Below are 14,380 nucleotides of genomic sequence, written 5' to 3'. Positions count from 1 at the left end.
TCTCGGCGCTCGGTCTGGGCCTCCTCGGCGACTCGTTCCAGGTCGCCTACCAGCTGCCGACCATGATCTACATCCTCACCGTCGGCGGCGGCCTCAACTCCGTCTTCGTGCCGCAGCTCGTCCGTTCGATGAAGGACGACGCCGACGGCGGCATCGCGTACGCCAACCGGCTGCTGACCCTGGTGATGGTGGCCCTGGCCGCGCTCACCACCGTCGCCTGGCTCGCCGCTCCGCTCCTCGTGCGGGCGCTGTCGAACCCGGTCGCCTCCGACCCCGCGGCCAACGAGGTCGCCGTCACCTTCACCCGCTACTTCCTGCCCTCGATCTTCTTCATGGGCGTGCACGTGGTGATGGGCCAGATCCTCAACGCGCGCGGACGGTTCGGCGCGATGATGTGGACCCCGGTCCTCAACAACATCGTCATCATCGTGACGCTCGGTACGTTCATCTACGTCTACGGCACCGCCGCCTCTTCGAAGATGACCGTCACGAGCATTCCGCCCGAGGGCCAGCGTCTCCTCGGCATCGGTGTCCTGCTCGGCCTGGTCGTCCAGGCCCTGGCCATGATCCCGTACCTGCGCGAGACGGGGTTCCGTATCCGTCTGCGCTTCGACTGGAGGGGCCACGGGCTGGGCAAGGCGGCGAGGCTCGCCAAGTGGACCATCCTGTTCGTGCTCGCCAACCAGGCGGGCGCGCTGGTCGTGACCCAGCTCTCCACCGCCGCCGGCCTGGACTCCGACGTCCAGGGCACCGGTTTCGCCGCCTACGCCAACGCCCAGCTGATCTGGGGTCTGCCCCAGGCCATCATCACCGTCTCCCTGATGGCCGCCCTGCTGCCCCGTATCTCCCGGTCGGCGGCCGAGGACGACGGGGGCGCCGTCCGGGACGACATCTCCCAGGGACTGCGCACCACGGCCGTCGCGATCGTGCCGATCGCCTTCGGCTTCATCGCGCTCGGCATCCCGATGTGCACCCTGATCTTCGGCTCCTCGGGCACCGACGCGGCGACCAACATGGGGTACATGCTGATGGCCTTCGGCCTCGGCCTGATTCCCTACTCCGTGCAGTACGTCGTCCTGCGTGCCTTCTACGCCTACGAGGACACCCGGACCCCCTTCTACAACACGGTCATCGTGGCCGTGGTCAACGCGGTCGCCTCGGCGGTCTGCTTCTTCGTCCTCCCGGCCCGTTGGGCCGTGGTCGGCATGGCCGCCTCGTACGGTGTGGCCTACGCGGCCGGTGTCGGTATCGCCTGGCGGCGGCTGCGCGCGAAGCTGGGCGGGGACCTGGACGGCGCCCGGGTCCTGCGGACGTACGCCCGACTGTGCATCGCCTCGGTTCCGGCCGCTCTCCTCGCCGGTGCGGCCTGCTACGGGATCGGGAACACCCTCGGTCAGGGCGTCGTCGGTTCCTTCGTCTCGCTGCTGGCCGGCGGAGCCGTACTGCTCGGTGTCTTCTTCGTCGCCGCGCGCCGGATGCGCATCGTGGAGGTCAACTCGCTGGTCGGTATGGTCCGTGGGCGCCTGGGACGCTGAGGCGGGGGTAGGCGCACAACCATCGTCAGCCCTTGTGTGTCGTGCATAGCGGCGGACTGTGGGCACAATTGGTTTCGGCGTCGGACGGTGCGCACGGGCCGTCGTCCGACGCGTACATGGATGGGGAGGCAGGGAACGACGGTGGCGGAACGGAGCACAGCTGCCGTCGACGTGGCAGACAACAGTGACGACCAGTCGCTGACCGCGCAGGCGGACCAGTCCACGGCCGACGGGGTGGCCAAGAACCAGGAGCGGGCAACGGACAGCGACGCGGCACAGGAGAGCACCGGCACCGGGATCGGCGGTTCCGGGAAGACGCCGCCCCTCGAACTGCACAGCGGCCACAAGCTCGCCAGACGCTACCGCCTCGAGGAGTGCGTCACCCGTCTGGACGGATTCAGCAGCTGGCGTGCCGTGGACGAGAAGCTCCGCCGCGCCGTCGGCGTGCACATCCTGCCCGCGGATCACTCGCGTGCCCGCTCCGTCCTGGCCGCGGCCCGTTCCTCCGCCCTGCTGGGCGACCCGCGCTTCGTTCAGGTCCTGGACGCCGTCGAGGAGGACGACGTCGTCTACGTCGTCCACGAGTGGCTGCCCGACGCGACCGAGCTGACCACGCTCCTGGCGGCCGGCCCGCTGGAGGTGTACGACGCCTACCAGATGACCAGTCAGATCTCCTCCGCCATGGCCGCGGCCCACCGCGAGGGACTCGCCCATCTGCGTCTGAACCCCAACGCGGTACTGCGCACCTCGACCGGTCAGTGGCGCATCCGGGGCCTCGCGGTGAACGCGGCGCTCCGCGGCATCGGCTCCGACACCCCGCAGCGCACCGACACCGAGTCCATCGGCGCCCTGCTGTACGCGGCACTCACTCAGCGTTGGCCGTACGAGAGCGACGCCTACGGCCTGTCCGGGCTGCCGAAGGACATCGGTCTGATCCCGCCCGACCAGGTGCGGGCCGGTGTTCACCGCGGTCTGTCCGAACTCGCCATGCGCGCCCTGGCCAACGACGGTGCCACCGCCTCGCGTCACGAGTCCCCCTGCACCACGCCGGAGGAACTGGTCAAGGCGATCGGTGAGATGCCCCGCATCCGCCCGCCGGAGCCCGTGTTCGCCACCCCGCCGGACTACCAGCGCACGACCTACCAGCAGGGCTCCTACGGGCGCCCGGCGCCCGGTCCCCGCGTCACACAGCCGGTCCCCGTCCCCCCGCCCCCGCTGCAGAGCCCTACGGGCAAGGCCCTGAAGTGGGCCGTCTCCGCCCTGCTGATCGCCGCGCTCGGTCTGGGCAGTTGGCAGCTCGCCGACGCCCTCATCGGCCAGGGCAACACCGCGGACGACACCGACAAGACGCAGACGACGGACGGGAGCGACAAGGGCGGCAACAAACCCAAGCCGGCCGAACCGCTCACGATCCAGGGCGCCCAGGAGTACGTCGCGTCGGGCAGTGCCCAGGCTCCGGGTGACGTCGCGAAGACGTACGACAACGACAGCGAGACCTACTGGCGGACCAAGAAGTACAACGAGGGTCCGAAGCTCGCGCCGTACAAGCCCGGTGTGGGCATCGTCTACGACCTCGGCGCGGCCAAGGAGATCTCGACGGCGTCGATAGGACTCCGCTACACCGGTGACCACACGACGGTGCATCTCTACGCGGCGGACTCGCTGACGCCGTCGACCGGGATCGACGGCATGAAGGAGATCGGGACCGGCACGACCAGCGCCGGGTCGCTGAACCTGAAGGCTTCGGAGGCGGTGAAGACCCGGTACGTACTGCTGTGGATCACGGCCGTACCGAACGCTCCCGCCGACGGCTTCAGCTCCGCCGGCTACAAGCAGGCCATCACCGACCTGAAGTTCACCGGCTGACGCCTCACCGGGCGAGGGGGGAGGGGTCCCGATGCCGGATGGCACCACGCACCGCGACGCAAGCGATCAGGACCTCCTCACCCGTCATGTGGAGGGGGATCCCGAAGCCTTCGGCGAACTGGTGCGACGACACCGGGACAGGTTGTGGGCGGTCGCCCTGCGGACGCTGGGAGACCGCGAGGAAGCCGCTGACGCGGTTCAGGACGCCCTCGTCTCCGCCTACCGGGCCGCCCATACCTTTAGGGGCCAGTCGGCCGTCACGACATGGCTGCACCGGATCACGGTGAACGCCTGTCTGGACCGTGCGCGCAAGACCGCCTCCCGGAAGACCTCTCCCGTCGAGGACACGGAGCGCCTGGACCAGTTGCTGGAGCCCCACGAATCCGCTTCGGCCCCCGCGGAACGCAACGATCTGCACCGCCAGCTCATCGAAGCGATGGGGACACTGCCCCCCGACCAGCGGGCGGCGCTCGTCCTCGTGGACATGCAGGGTTACCCGGTGGCCGAGGCCGCCCGCATCCTCGACGTGCCCACCGGCACGGTGAAGAGCCGCTGCGCCCGGGGCAGGGCCAGACTCCTGCCCCTTCTGCGCCATCTGCGGCCGGACGGCACCGGTGACCGCGGGAGACCCGGGAAGGAACGGAACCGGACGCAGGGGACCTCCGTCCCATCCGCAGCAGGACCGCATCGAGCGGATCCGCCGGCTGAAGAACCGAGTGGCCCCGCGGCAGCGAAGGGCGGAGGTGGGCGAGCGTGACCTCGACGACAGACATGACGGAACACCCGGACGTGGAGGAGATCTCCGACCTCACCGAAGGGCTTCTGCCGCCCGCCCGGGAGACCACTGTGCGCCGGCACCTGGACGAGTGCGCGCTATGCGCGGACGTCCGTGCCTCCTTGGAGGAGATCCGGGGAGCGCTGGACACCGTGCCGGGTCCACCCCGCATGCCGGCCGAGGTGGCGAGCCGTATCGACGCCGCGCTCGCCGCGGAAGCTCTGCTGCACGCCACAGCTCCGGAGCCCGGAGACCCCGCGGAATCGGTCGGCGCGGAACCCGCCGGCGCTTCTCGTGCTCTGCCCGAGGGTGATCGCGTGCATGTTTCACGTGAAACATCGGTACCGCGTGAAGCATCTGCGGCAGGCCGTCGCGCCGGACGCCCTCGGCCTTCCACGACCGGTCCGGGCCGCAAGGGCCGCCTGCGGCACGGACGTCGCGGGGTCGCAGTACTGGGTACCGCCTTCACCATCGCGGCTCTGGGGCTCGGCACCGTACTCCTCTCGTCCCAGAACGAGGACGCGGGGAACGGCCGTCGGACGACCGCCACGGACACCTTCTCCGAGGAAAGGCTGGAGAAGCAGGTCTCCGATCTTCTCGCACAGAACCGGATGATGGTCGGCTCCTCCCACAGTGCACAGCCCTTCGGAAAGGAGTCGGCATCCGGTACCACTGTCGGCCCCAGGGTGCTCAGGGCCACGGTCCCGGAATGCGTCCGTGAAGGGATCGGTCGCGACGACGCCGCCCTCGCCACGGAGGAGGGCACCTATGAGGGGCGAGAGGCCGTGCTGGTGGTGCTTCCCGACACCTCCGACGACACCAAGGTGACCGCCTACGTCGTCGATGCCTCCTGTGTCACCGATCCCGCCTCTGCCTCCGCCGCGAAGGTTTTGCTGGAGCACGCCTACACACGCGACTGAGGGCGCGTTCCCCCCGCATCCTGTGTGGTGTCTCATACGGCGTGCGTCTCTCCGGACCTACCCCGGGGGCAGGTCCGTGTACTCGGGCACAGCGGGAATGCGCGCCCCTTAGGATCCGTTGGGTGAGGTGAGAGTTCCGACAGAAGCTCCCACCGGTCGGATGACACAGACCAGAGACGAGGAATCAAGCTGTGAGCGACGTCCGTAACGTGATCATCATCGGTTCGGGGCCTGCCGGCTACACCGCGGCGCTCTACACCGCCCGCGCGTCGCTGAAGCCTCTGGTGTTCGAGGGCGCCGTCACTGCCGGTGGCGCGCTGATGAACACGACCGATGTCGAGAACTTCCCGGGCTTCCAGGACGGCATCATGGGCCCCGAGCTCATGGACAACATGCGCGCCCAGGCAGAGCGTTTCGGTGCCGAGCTCATTCCGGACGATGTGGTCTCCGTGGACCTGGCCGGTGAGATCAAGACCGTCACGGACACGGCGGGCACGGTCCACAAGGCGAGGGCCGTCATCATCACCACCGGCTCGCAGCACCGCAAGCTCGGTCTGCCGAACGAGGACGCCCTCTCCGGTCGTGGTGTCTCCTGGTGTGCCACGTGTGACGGCTTCTTCTTCAAGGACCAGGACATCGCCGTGATCGGCGGTGGTGACACCGCGATGGAGGAGGCCACCTTCCTCTCGCGGTTCGCCAAGTCCGTCACGATCGTTCACCGTCGCGACACCCTGCGGGCCTCGAAGGCGATGCAGGAGCGTGCCATCGCCGACCCGAAGATCTCGTTCGTCTGGGACAGCGAGGTCGCCGAGGTCCAGGGCGACCAGAAGCTCTCGGGTCTGAAGCTGCGGAACGTCAAGACCGGCGAACTTTCGGACCTGGCGGTGACCGGTCTGTTCATCGCGATCGGGCACGACCCCCGTACGGAACTCTTCAAGAGCCAGCTGGAGCTGGACGACGAGGGCTACCTGAAGGTGGAGGCGCCCTCGACGCGCACGAACATCGCCGGTGTGTTCGGTGCCGGTGACGTGGTCGACCACACCTACCGCCAGGCGATCACCGCGGCCGGTACGGGCTGTGCCGCCGCCCTCGACGCCGAGAGGTTCCTTGCCTCTCTCGCCGACGAGAAGAAGGCCGAGCCCGAGAAGACCGCGGTCTGACTTCCACCCACCCCACGTACCAACCAGCTAAGGAGCCCGCCGTGGCCGGCACCCTGAAGAACGTGACGGACGATTCCTTCGACGAGGACGTCCTCAAGAGCGACAAGCCCGTCCTGGTGGACTTCTGGGCCGCCTGGTGCGGTCCCTGCCGCCAGATCGCCCCTTCCCTCGAGGCCATTGCCGCGGAGTACGGGGACAAGATCGAAATCGTCAAGCTGAACATCGACGAGAACCCGGGTACGGCCAGCAAGTACGGCGTCATGTCCATCCCGACCCTGAACGTCTACCAGGGCGGTGAGGTCGTCAAGACCATCCGTGGCGCCAAGCCGAAGGCGGGGATCATCCGCGACCTCGAGGACTTCATCGCCCGGTGATCACCGGCCGCTTCGCCGGCGGCACATGTTTCACGTGAAACACGAAGGGGCCGACTCACAGGGGTCGGCCCCTTCGCATGAGGTGCCCCGGCTCCTCGTCACCGGTATCACCGGCCGGGCTCCAGGGCGTCAGCAGTTCCAGGCCGATCCTCATCGCCCGGCTCAGAGGGGACGCAGTGCCGGTTCCTTCTGCACTGCTCCGAGCAAGCGGTCCAACGCCATCTCGACGTCGTCCTTCCACGACAGCGTCGTCCGCAGTTCCAGCCTGAGGCGGGGATACGCGGGGTGTTGGCGGACCGTCTTGAATCCCACTGCCAGCAGATGATCAGCAGGCAGCACACAGGCCGGCGTCTTCCAGCGCGCATCGCCGAAGGCCTCGATCGCTTTGAACCCGCGACGCAGCAGGTCCTTCGCCACCGTCTGCACCATCACTCTTCCCAGCCCCTGCCCCTGGTAGCCCGGCACGATGAACGCGGTCATCAACTGCACCGCATCGGGCGACACGGGACTCGTGGGGAAAGCCGTGGCACGCGGCACGTAGGCGGGCGGGGCGTAGAGAACGAAACCCACGGGGACGTCATCCACGTAGGCGACCCTTCCGCACGACCCCCAGTCCAGGAGGACGGCGGAGATCCACGATTCCTTCTCGACCGCTGACGTACCCGCCTTTACCGCTGCTTCACCACTGACGGGATCGAGCTCCCAGAAGACACACGAGCGACAGTTCCGGGGAAGGTCCTGAAGGTTGTCCAGTGTGAGCGGTGCGAGCCGACGCCCCATGAAGCCTGTGCCTCCCTTCCTTCGCCTGCTGCCTCGTGGACGGCTTTCAGAGCATGCCGCTCCTTGAGGAGGCTGCCGATGAACCCGCCGCAGGCAGCGATCACCCACCCCGTTCCCACCAGTCCGGTGCGGCTCAGCATGCGCATGGCCCCTGCCTTGTGCTCAGAGAGTCAGAGGTACTACCGGTGGATACACCTCGTATGTCCCAGCATCGTATCCACGAAGCGATTCCGTCGATACCGGCAGAAAGCAAAGGGCGGACCATGTTCCGGCACGTACCGGACATGATCCGCCGTCGGTCAGCAGCTCGGCCGAACCGACCGGTGCTTCAGGACTCGTCCTCTCCGGCATCGTCGTCCACAAGGCTCCTGTGCAGAACCGGTCCCTCATCAGGAGCGAGCGTGCCGAGGATGCGTTCAAGATCTTCCATGGAGGCGAACTCGACGGTGATCTTGCCCTTCTTCTGCCCCAGGTCGACCTTCACCCGCGTCTCGAAGCGATCCGAGAGGCGTGTGGCCAGATCGGACAGGGCCGGCGACACCCGTGCCCCCGCCCGCGGCCCCTTGGCCCGCGGTGCCTTCTGAGGCCCGGACCCCATCAGCGTGACGATCTCTTCGACGGCCCGCACCGAGAGTCCCTCGGCCACGATCCGATGGGCCAGCCTGTCCTGCTCCTCGGAGTCCTCGACGGACAGCAGAGCACGCGCATGGCCGGCGGAGAGCACTCCGGCGGCGACCCGGCTCTGGACCCTCGGCGAGAGCTTCAGCAGACGCAGGGTGTTGGACACCTGCGGACGGGAGCGACCGATGCGGTCCGCCAGCTGATCGTGGGTGCAGTTGAAGTCCTTGAGCAGCTGGTCGTAGGCGGCTGCCTCTTCCAGCGGGTTCAGCTGGGCCCGGTGCAGATTCTCCAGAAGAGCGTCCAGAAGGAGCTTCTCGTCCTCCGTGGCCCGGACGATCGCCGGGATGGCCTCGAGCCCCGCCAGGCGGCAAGCCCGCCAGCGACGCTCGCCCATGATGAGCTCGTAGTGCGCCGGCCCGACCTGTCGTACGACAACAGGCTGGAGGAGGCCGACCTCCTTGATGGACGTGACGAGTTCTGCCAGCGCGTCCTCGTCGAAGACCGCACGGGGCTGACGCGGGTTCGGCTTGATGGACTCGATGGGGATCTCGGCGAAGTGTGCCCCCAGAGGAGACAGGGATGCCTCTGCCACGCCGTGTGCCGAGAACTCCCCCGTTTCACGTGGAACGGAGGACAGGACAGCCAGCTTCGCGGCGGCCACCCCGCGCTCGGCCGACGTCGGGGGACCGGCGGGAGACGCGGAGGCAGGGCCTCCCGGCACGGTCGGGGCAGCCGCCTTCTCTGTCGGGGCAGCAGGGATCAGTGCGCCGAGACCACGACCCAACCCTCTCCGTCGCTCACTCACTGGACGCCCTCCACCATGCTCGGATCGTTCTGCTGTGCGCCGATGTGCGCGTTCGATGCGTCGTAACTGATGCCTACGCCCCTCAGCGCGATCTCTCGTGCCGCCTCAAGATAGGAGAGGGCACCGCTCGATCCAGGATCGTAGGTCAGCACCGTCTGCCCGTAGCTCGGTGCCTCCGAGATACGTACGGAACGAGGAATGCTCGTCCGCAGCACCTCTTCACCGAAGTGACTGCGTACCTCGTCCGCGACCTGGGACGCGAGTCGCGTCCGGCCGTCGTACATGGTGAGCAGGATCGTCGAGACATGCAGAGAGGGGTTGAGGTGCCCCCGCACCAGATCGACGTTGCGGAGCAGCTGCCCCAGCCCTTCCAGCGCGTAGTACTCGCACTGGATCGGAATCAGGACCTCCTGACCTGCCACCATCGCATTGACCGTCAGCAGGCCGAGCGACGGGGGGCAGTCGATGAGGATGTAGTCCAGAGGCTGCTCGTAGGCTTGGATCGCCCGTTGCAACCGGCTCTCCCTTGCCACCAGGGACACCAGCTCGATCTCGGCACCGGCAAGATCGATCGTGGCGGGGGCGCAGAAAAGGCCTTCCACGTCGGGAACCGGCTGGACCACTTCCGCCAGCGGCCTGCTCTCGACCAACACGTCATAAATGGAAGGAACTTCGGCGTGGTGGTCAATCCCCAGAGCCGTGGACGCGTTGCCCTGAGGGTCGAGGTCGATCACCAGGACCCGAGCACCATGGAGCGCGAGTGACGCGGCAAGGTTGACGGTCGTCGTCGTCTTGCCCACGCCACCCTTCTGGTTGGCGACCACCATGAGGCGTGTCTGCTCAGGTCGTGGCAGGCCCTCACCTGCGCGGCCCAGCGCGTCCACCGCCACCTGGGCAGCACGACCAACGGGAGTGTCGTCCATCGGAGGCGGTGTTTCACGTGAAACATCCGCCCCCATCGATTCGGTACGGGGACCGGGGACCGGGTCGGTCATCGGTCCCGCGATGTTGGCGTCGGACCGCAAGGATTCACTCTCCTCGACTTCAGGCTCGCAATGAACAGAGCCTCCCATGCCTTCGGGGTCATGAACCAGCGAGGCCTTACGTTCTGTGGAGAAAACCACCTCTGTGGACAACTCCGTGCCCCCCGAGGGGGATGGATTCTCGCGGGAAACAGGACCCTCTCCGAGTGAGCCGAGAGGCTTACGGGCGCGGGGCTGGGCTGCGGCGCGACCGCGACTGATGATGCCGTGCAGCAGGGAGCGATGTTTCACGTGAAACACGATGCACAGCAGCCGGGGCCGCACTGTCGCGACACTCCGGCACGCGACGGCAGGGCAGCTTGTGTGGAGTAGACCTGACCCTCAGGAGGTACGCCTGATCGTCAGCCGCCCTGCCGCGGGACGCGCGGAAATCTCTTCATCCCCGACGGCGTCGTACGCGCCCCGTGCGGGCGGCCTTCGCGCGCTTCGCCGCGAAGCGCACACCCCCGGGGCTCTCCCCGACCTCGACGCGCACGACGGTGGACATCGGCTCCACCACGCCTTCGCCCACGTGCACGACCGACGTCGCCACCGCACCGAGTTTGTTCAGGGCGGTGGTCGCGCTCTTCAGCTCTTCCTCGGCGGTATCGCCCTTGAGCGCGAGCATCTCTCCGTAGGGCCGGAGCAGGGGGATGCCCCAGGTGGCGAGGCGATCCAGCGGCGCCACGGCCCGCGCGGTCACCACATGGACCGGCGGCAGTGTCCCCATGACCTCCTCGGCCCGGCCCCGGACGACCGTCACATGGTCCAGGCCCAGCAGCTCCACCACTTCGGTCAGGAAGGTGGTGCGCCGCAGCAGCGGTTCCAGCAATGTGATCTTGAGATCCTCACGGACCAGTGCCAGGGGAATGCCCGGCAGGCCGGCACCCGAACCGACGTCGCACACCGTCACCCCCTCGGGAACGACCTCCGAGAGCACCGCGCAGTTCAGCAGATGTCGCTGCCACAGCCGGGGTACCTCCCGCGGGCCGATCAGACCGCGCTGCACACCTGCCTCGGCGAGCAGCTCCGCGTAACGCACCGCGTCCGCGAAGCGTTCACCGAACACCTCACGGGCCTGCTCGGGCGCAGGGGGAAGCTCCGCTGCCTCCGTCACGGGGGACCGTCCTTCCGTACTGTGCCGGCCCGGCCGGCACCACAGAACTATCAGGCTGACAAAATTCGGCCCCGTCTGCGCAACAGACGGGGCCGGTGGAATGGGAACCGTTCAGGCGGGAAGCACGACGACGAAGCGCTGCGGCTCCTCGCCCTCGGATTCACTGCTCAGGCCGGCAGCCTTGACCGCATCGTGCACGACCTTGCGCTCGAACGGCGTCATCGGGGCGAGCTTCACGGGCTCACCACTGCTCCTGGCCTCGGCGGCGGCCTTCGCTCCGATCTCGGACAGCTCGGCACGCTTCTTGGCGCGGTATCCGGCGATGTCGAGCATCAGCCGACTGCGGTCACCGGTCTCACGGTGCACGGCCAGGCGCGTGAGCTCCTGGAGCGCTTCGAGTACCTCACCGTCGCGACCGACCAGCTTCTGCAGGTCACGGCCGGACGAGTCGCTGATGATCGAGACAGAGGCACGGTCGGCCTCGACGTCCATGTCGATGTCACCGTCGAGGTCGGCGATGTCGAGCAGACCCTCCAGGTAGTCCGCTGCGATCTCGCCTTCCTGCTCCAGGCGGGTCAGGGTGTCTGCGCCCTCGGCAGCGGCGGAGGTGGTGCCTTCCGTCACGGGATGGACTCCTTCTTACTTCTTGGACGGGGACTTGGGCCGCTGCGGACCCTTGCGCTGTCCGGACTGGGCCCTGCTGCGGGTGCTCCCGCCGGGCTTGGCGTTGCCCTTCTTGGCAGGGGCGGCGGGCTTGACGCCGTCCTCGGGCTCTTCGGCCTTGGTCAGCGAGAGGGACTCGCCGGCCGCCTTCGCCGCACCGCCCTGGCGCTGGGACTTGCTCTGCCGCTTGGGCTGCTGCCGCTTCGCGCCCTGAGCCGTGGTCGGGGAGCCGTCCTCCGCCTGGGCAACCGCGGCGTCGCTCTTGATCACCGCACCGTCGGCCTGGGCCGCGAGGCCCGCCTTGTTCAGCCCGTTGATGAACTTGCGCTCGTACTCGTTGCGGTCCCGGCCCTTGGCGACGATGGCCTTGACGATGGCACGCTCACGGCGGTTGCGGGTCTTGCCGTGGCGGACGACGTGCTTGGAGAAACGCTCCAGGTACGCGGCCTGCGCCTTGGAACCCGGCGTCGGGTTGTTGTGGATGACGTACATCTGCTGGCCCATGGTCCACACGTTGGTGGTCAGCCAGTAGACGAGGACACCGACGGGGAAGTTGATGCCGAAGACGGCGAAGATGACGGGGAAGACGTACATCAGCATCTTCTGCTGCTGCATGAACGGTGTCTTCACCGTGGTGTCGACGTTCTTCGTCATCAGCTGGCGCTGCGTGTAGAACTGCGACAGCGACATCAGGATGATCATCAGGGCCGTGACGATCCGCACATCGGTCAGCGAGGCGTTGAGCGCCTCGACCTTGTCCGCGCTGTCCGTGAACTTCGCCGCGAGCGGGGCACCGAAGATGTGTGCCTTCTGTGCGCTTTCCAGCAGACGCTCGTTGATCACGCCGACGGTGTCGTTGGACGCGATGCTGTTGAGCACGTGGTACAGGGCGAAGAAGAACGGGGACTGCGCCAGGATGGGAAGGCACGAGGAGAGCGGGTTGGTCCCCGCGTCCTTGTACAGCTTCATCATCTCTTCGGACTGGCGCTGCTTGTCGTTCTTGTAGCGCTCCTGGATCTTCTTCATCTCCGGCTGGAGCGTCTGCATCGCGCGCGTCGCCTTGATCTGCTTCACGAAGAGCGGGATCAGGCAGATACGGATCAGGATCACCAGGGACACGATGGACAGGCCCCAGGCCCATCCGGTGTCAGGGCCGAAGAGGGCCCCGTACACGCTGTGGAACTGGACGATGACCCAGGAGACAGGTGTCGTGATGAAGCTGAAGAGGCTGGCAATCGTGTCCACTAATCATGCTCCTTGGGCATGGGGCGAGATCTCTGCGGCCGGGCTCGAAGGACTCGGCCCCTCGGGAGGGGTGCGTCCTTCGGTGGCAGGTTCGGCGGAGGCGGGCCCGCCCTTGCGTGCACGCCAGGCGTTACGCAGCATTTCGTGCCACCTCGGTCGCTTGCGCGGCGGGACGTGGTCCACACCGCCCAGGGACCACGGATTGCACCGCAGGATGCGCCAGGCCGTGAGTGCTGTGCCCTTGACCGCACCGTGCCGGTCGATGGCCGTGTAGCCGTAGTGGGAACACGACGGGTAGTACTTGCATACGGGCCCGAGCAGGGGACTGATCGTCCACTGATAGAGCTTGATCAGGACCAGCAGCGGGTACTTCATCGCGTGCCCCCTCCCAGCAGCCGCTGAAGAGCGGCATCCAGGTCTTGGGCCAGTTGTGCAGGGTTGGCGTCCCCCGCTCCGGGCAACGCGCGTACGACTACCAGGCTACCGGGGGGCAGCAGGGCGACCCGGTCGCGCATCAGGTGGCGGAGCCTGCGCTTCACCTTGTTCCGTACGACCGCGCCACCCACCGCCTTGCTTACGACGAAACCCGCACGCGTCGGGGCAGCGTTCTCCCCAGGCGCATGCGGGTCCGTGACACCGCTGCGTAGGTGTACGACGAGATGCGGGCGTCCGGCCCGGCGCCCTCGTCGTACCGCGGTCGCGAAGTCCTCGCGCCGCCTCAGCCGGTTCTCGGTGGGCAGCACGACGTCATGACCTGATCAGGATCAGGCGGACAGACGGGCGCGACCCTTGCCACGGCGGGACGCGAGAATCGCGCGGCCGGCACGGGTGCGCATACGCAGCCGGAAGCCGTGGGTCTTGGCGCGACGACGGTTGTTCGGCTGGAAGGTGCGCTTGCTCACTCGGGGGCTCCAGAAAGAGTTCGTAGATTGCGGGGTGCCGTCCTGGCTGTCACCGTGCGCCCACGAGTAGCTCGCGTTACGCCCGAGTGCACCGCTGACCGATCATCTTGCGCGATCTGTGCCCATCGGAGGCAGGCGGCAGCAGCCATCGACAACTCGACCTCGTCACGGTACGCGCGGCCGCGCCATTCGGTCAAACCAGCTGTCCCGGGGAGACACTTGTCCACAGGCTGGGGACAATAACTTGAACCGTACCGGCCGCCCTGACTACCGTGGCCGAACTCCGATTCGTTCCTTTGTCCCTCCCGCACCCCCTTTAGAACCCGACCCAACCCGTCCCCGAACCGCATGGTCCGAGGGACTCGTGAGAGAGCGTGCCCTGTGGCTGACGTACCTGCCGATCTTGCCGCAGTGTGGCCACGCGTATTGGAACAACTCCTCGGTGAGGGCCGGGGCCAGGGAGTGGAAGGGAAGGACGAACACTGGATCCGGCGCTGCCAGCCGCTGGCACTGGTCGCCGACACCGCCCTGCTCGCCGTGCCGAACGAGTTCGCCAAGGGCGTGCTCGAGGGCCGCCTGGCCCCGGCCGTCAGCG

The 14,380-nt window shown here is 67.6% G+C and carries 15 protein-coding genes and 1 pseudogene; 7 read left to right on the top strand and 9 right to left on the bottom strand.

The genetic code is table 11. The features are described from left to right. From murJ to trxA, 6 genes are all read left to right on the top strand, one after another. On the top strand, positions 1-1,535 hold a 1,535-nt coding region (murJ, locus tag AOK18_RS02130; RefSeq protein ID WP_055693138.1), incomplete at its 5' end, for a murein biosynthesis integral membrane protein MurJ. Between the two features lie 141 nt (positions 1,536-1,676). After that, positions 1,677-3,401 (top strand): protein kinase family protein, encoded by a 1,725-nt coding sequence (locus tag AOK18_RS02125; protein WP_055693137.1) that lies wholly within the window; start codon positions 1,677-1,679, stop codon positions 3,399-3,401. A 31-nt stretch (positions 3,402-3,432) separates the two neighbouring features. Then, on the top strand, positions 3,433-4,158 hold the full coding sequence (sigM, locus tag AOK18_RS02120; protein ID WP_055570659.1) for an RNA polymerase sigma factor SigM: 726 nt from the start codon (positions 3,433-3,435) through the stop codon (positions 4,156-4,158). Next, on the top strand, positions 4,155-5,096 hold the full coding sequence (locus tag AOK18_RS02115; protein WP_055693136.1) for an anti-sigma factor family protein: 942 nt from the start codon (positions 4,155-4,157) through the stop codon (positions 5,094-5,096). Before sigM ends, AOK18_RS02115 begins: the two co-directional genes overlap by 4 nt. 191 nt (positions 5,097-5,287) lie before the next feature. Then, on the top strand, positions 5,288-6,256 hold the full coding sequence (gene trxB / locus AOK18_RS02110) for a thioredoxin-disulfide reductase (protein WP_055570657.1): 969 nt from the start codon (positions 5,288-5,290) through the stop codon (positions 6,254-6,256). Between the two features lie 41 nt (positions 6,257-6,297). Beyond that, positions 6,298-6,630, top strand: coding sequence for a thioredoxin (gene trxA / locus AOK18_RS02105; protein WP_055570656.1), 333 nt, complete (start codon positions 6,298-6,300; stop codon positions 6,628-6,630). A 162-nt stretch (positions 6,631-6,792) separates the two neighbouring features. Here the strand turns inward: trxA and AOK18_RS02100 are convergent, their stop codons facing one another. From AOK18_RS02100 to rpmH, 9 genes are all read right to left on the bottom strand, one after another. Then, the gene (locus AOK18_RS02100; protein ID WP_055570655.1) at positions 6,793-7,410 is read right to left on the bottom strand and encodes a GNAT family N-acetyltransferase; all 618 of its coding nucleotides are present in this window, start codon (positions 7,408-7,410) and stop codon (positions 6,793-6,795) included. Between the two features lie 328 nt (positions 7,411-7,738). Continuing rightward, positions 7,739-8,836: a ParB/RepB/Spo0J family partition protein gene (locus AOK18_RS02095; RefSeq protein WP_055693135.1), complete on the bottom strand. Its 1,098-nt coding sequence runs from the start codon at positions 8,834-8,836 to the stop codon at positions 7,739-7,741. Further along, on the bottom strand, positions 8,833-9,909 hold the full coding sequence (locus AOK18_RS02090; protein ID WP_074995168.1) for a ParA family protein: 1,077 nt from the start codon (positions 9,907-9,909) through the stop codon (positions 8,833-8,835). The genes AOK18_RS02095 and AOK18_RS02090 overlap by 4 nt, the downstream gene beginning before the upstream one ends. A gap of 346 nt (positions 9,910-10,255) precedes the next feature. Beyond that, complete coding sequence (gene rsmG / locus AOK18_RS02085) at positions 10,256-10,975, bottom strand: 16S rRNA (guanine(527)-N(7))-methyltransferase RsmG (protein ID WP_055570652.1); 720 nt, start codon at positions 10,973-10,975, stop codon at positions 10,256-10,258. Positions 10,976-11,086: 111 nt separating this feature from the next. After that, the gene (locus AOK18_RS02080; protein WP_055570651.1) at positions 11,087-11,599 is read right to left on the bottom strand and encodes a Jag family protein; all 513 of its coding nucleotides are present in this window, start codon (positions 11,597-11,599) and stop codon (positions 11,087-11,089) included. Positions 11,600-11,614: 15 nt separating this feature from the next. Beyond that, on the bottom strand, positions 11,615-12,883 hold the full coding sequence (yidC, locus tag AOK18_RS02075; RefSeq protein ID WP_055570650.1) for a membrane protein insertase YidC: 1,269 nt from the start codon (positions 12,881-12,883) through the stop codon (positions 11,615-11,617). Positions 12,884-12,886: 3 nt separating this feature from the next. Further along, the gene (yidD, locus tag AOK18_RS30210) at positions 12,887-13,258 is read right to left on the bottom strand and encodes a membrane protein insertion efficiency factor YidD (RefSeq protein WP_074995166.1); all 372 of its coding nucleotides are present in this window, start codon (positions 13,256-13,258) and stop codon (positions 12,887-12,889) included. Beyond that, on the bottom strand, positions 13,255-13,626 hold the full coding sequence (gene rnpA, locus AOK18_RS30205; RefSeq protein WP_074995163.1) for a ribonuclease P protein component: 372 nt from the start codon (positions 13,624-13,626) through the stop codon (positions 13,255-13,257). The genes yidD and rnpA overlap by 4 nt, the downstream gene beginning before the upstream one ends. Positions 13,627-13,647: 21 nt before the next feature. Continuing rightward, positions 13,648-13,785, bottom strand: a complete 138-nt coding sequence (gene rpmH, locus AOK18_RS30200; protein WP_003949374.1) for a 50S ribosomal protein L34 — start codon at positions 13,783-13,785, stop codon at positions 13,648-13,650. A 381-nt stretch (positions 13,786-14,166) separates the two neighbouring features. Here rpmH and dnaA point away from each other — a divergent pair. Further along, positions 14,167-14,380: pseudogene (gene dnaA / locus AOK18_RS30190) on the top strand (chromosomal replication initiator protein DnaA); the annotation flags it as partial.

It is taken from the genome of Streptomyces prasinopilosus, assembly GCF_001419695.1.
Lineage (GTDB): Bacteria > Actinomycetota > Actinomycetes > Streptomycetales > Streptomycetaceae > Streptomyces > Streptomyces prasinopilosus.
This window is presented reverse-complemented; position numbering and strand designations above follow the sequence as displayed.

Coding starts and splice junctions, on each gene's coding strand:
- AOK18_RS02100 (WP_055570655.1), bottom strand. CDS start 7,410: ATGGGGCGTCGGCTCGCACCGCTCACACTGGACAACCTTCAGGACCTT.
- AOK18_RS02090 (WP_074995168.1), bottom strand. CDS start 9,909: ATGGGAGGCTCTGTTCATTGCGAGCCTGAAGTCGAGGAGAGTGAATCC.
- yidD (WP_074995166.1), bottom strand. CDS start 13,258: ATGAAGTACCCGCTGCTGGTCCTGATCAAGCTCTATCAGTGGACGATC.
- sigM (WP_055570659.1), top strand. CDS start 3,433: ATGCCGGATGGCACCACGCACCGCGACGCAAGCGATCAGGACCTCCTC.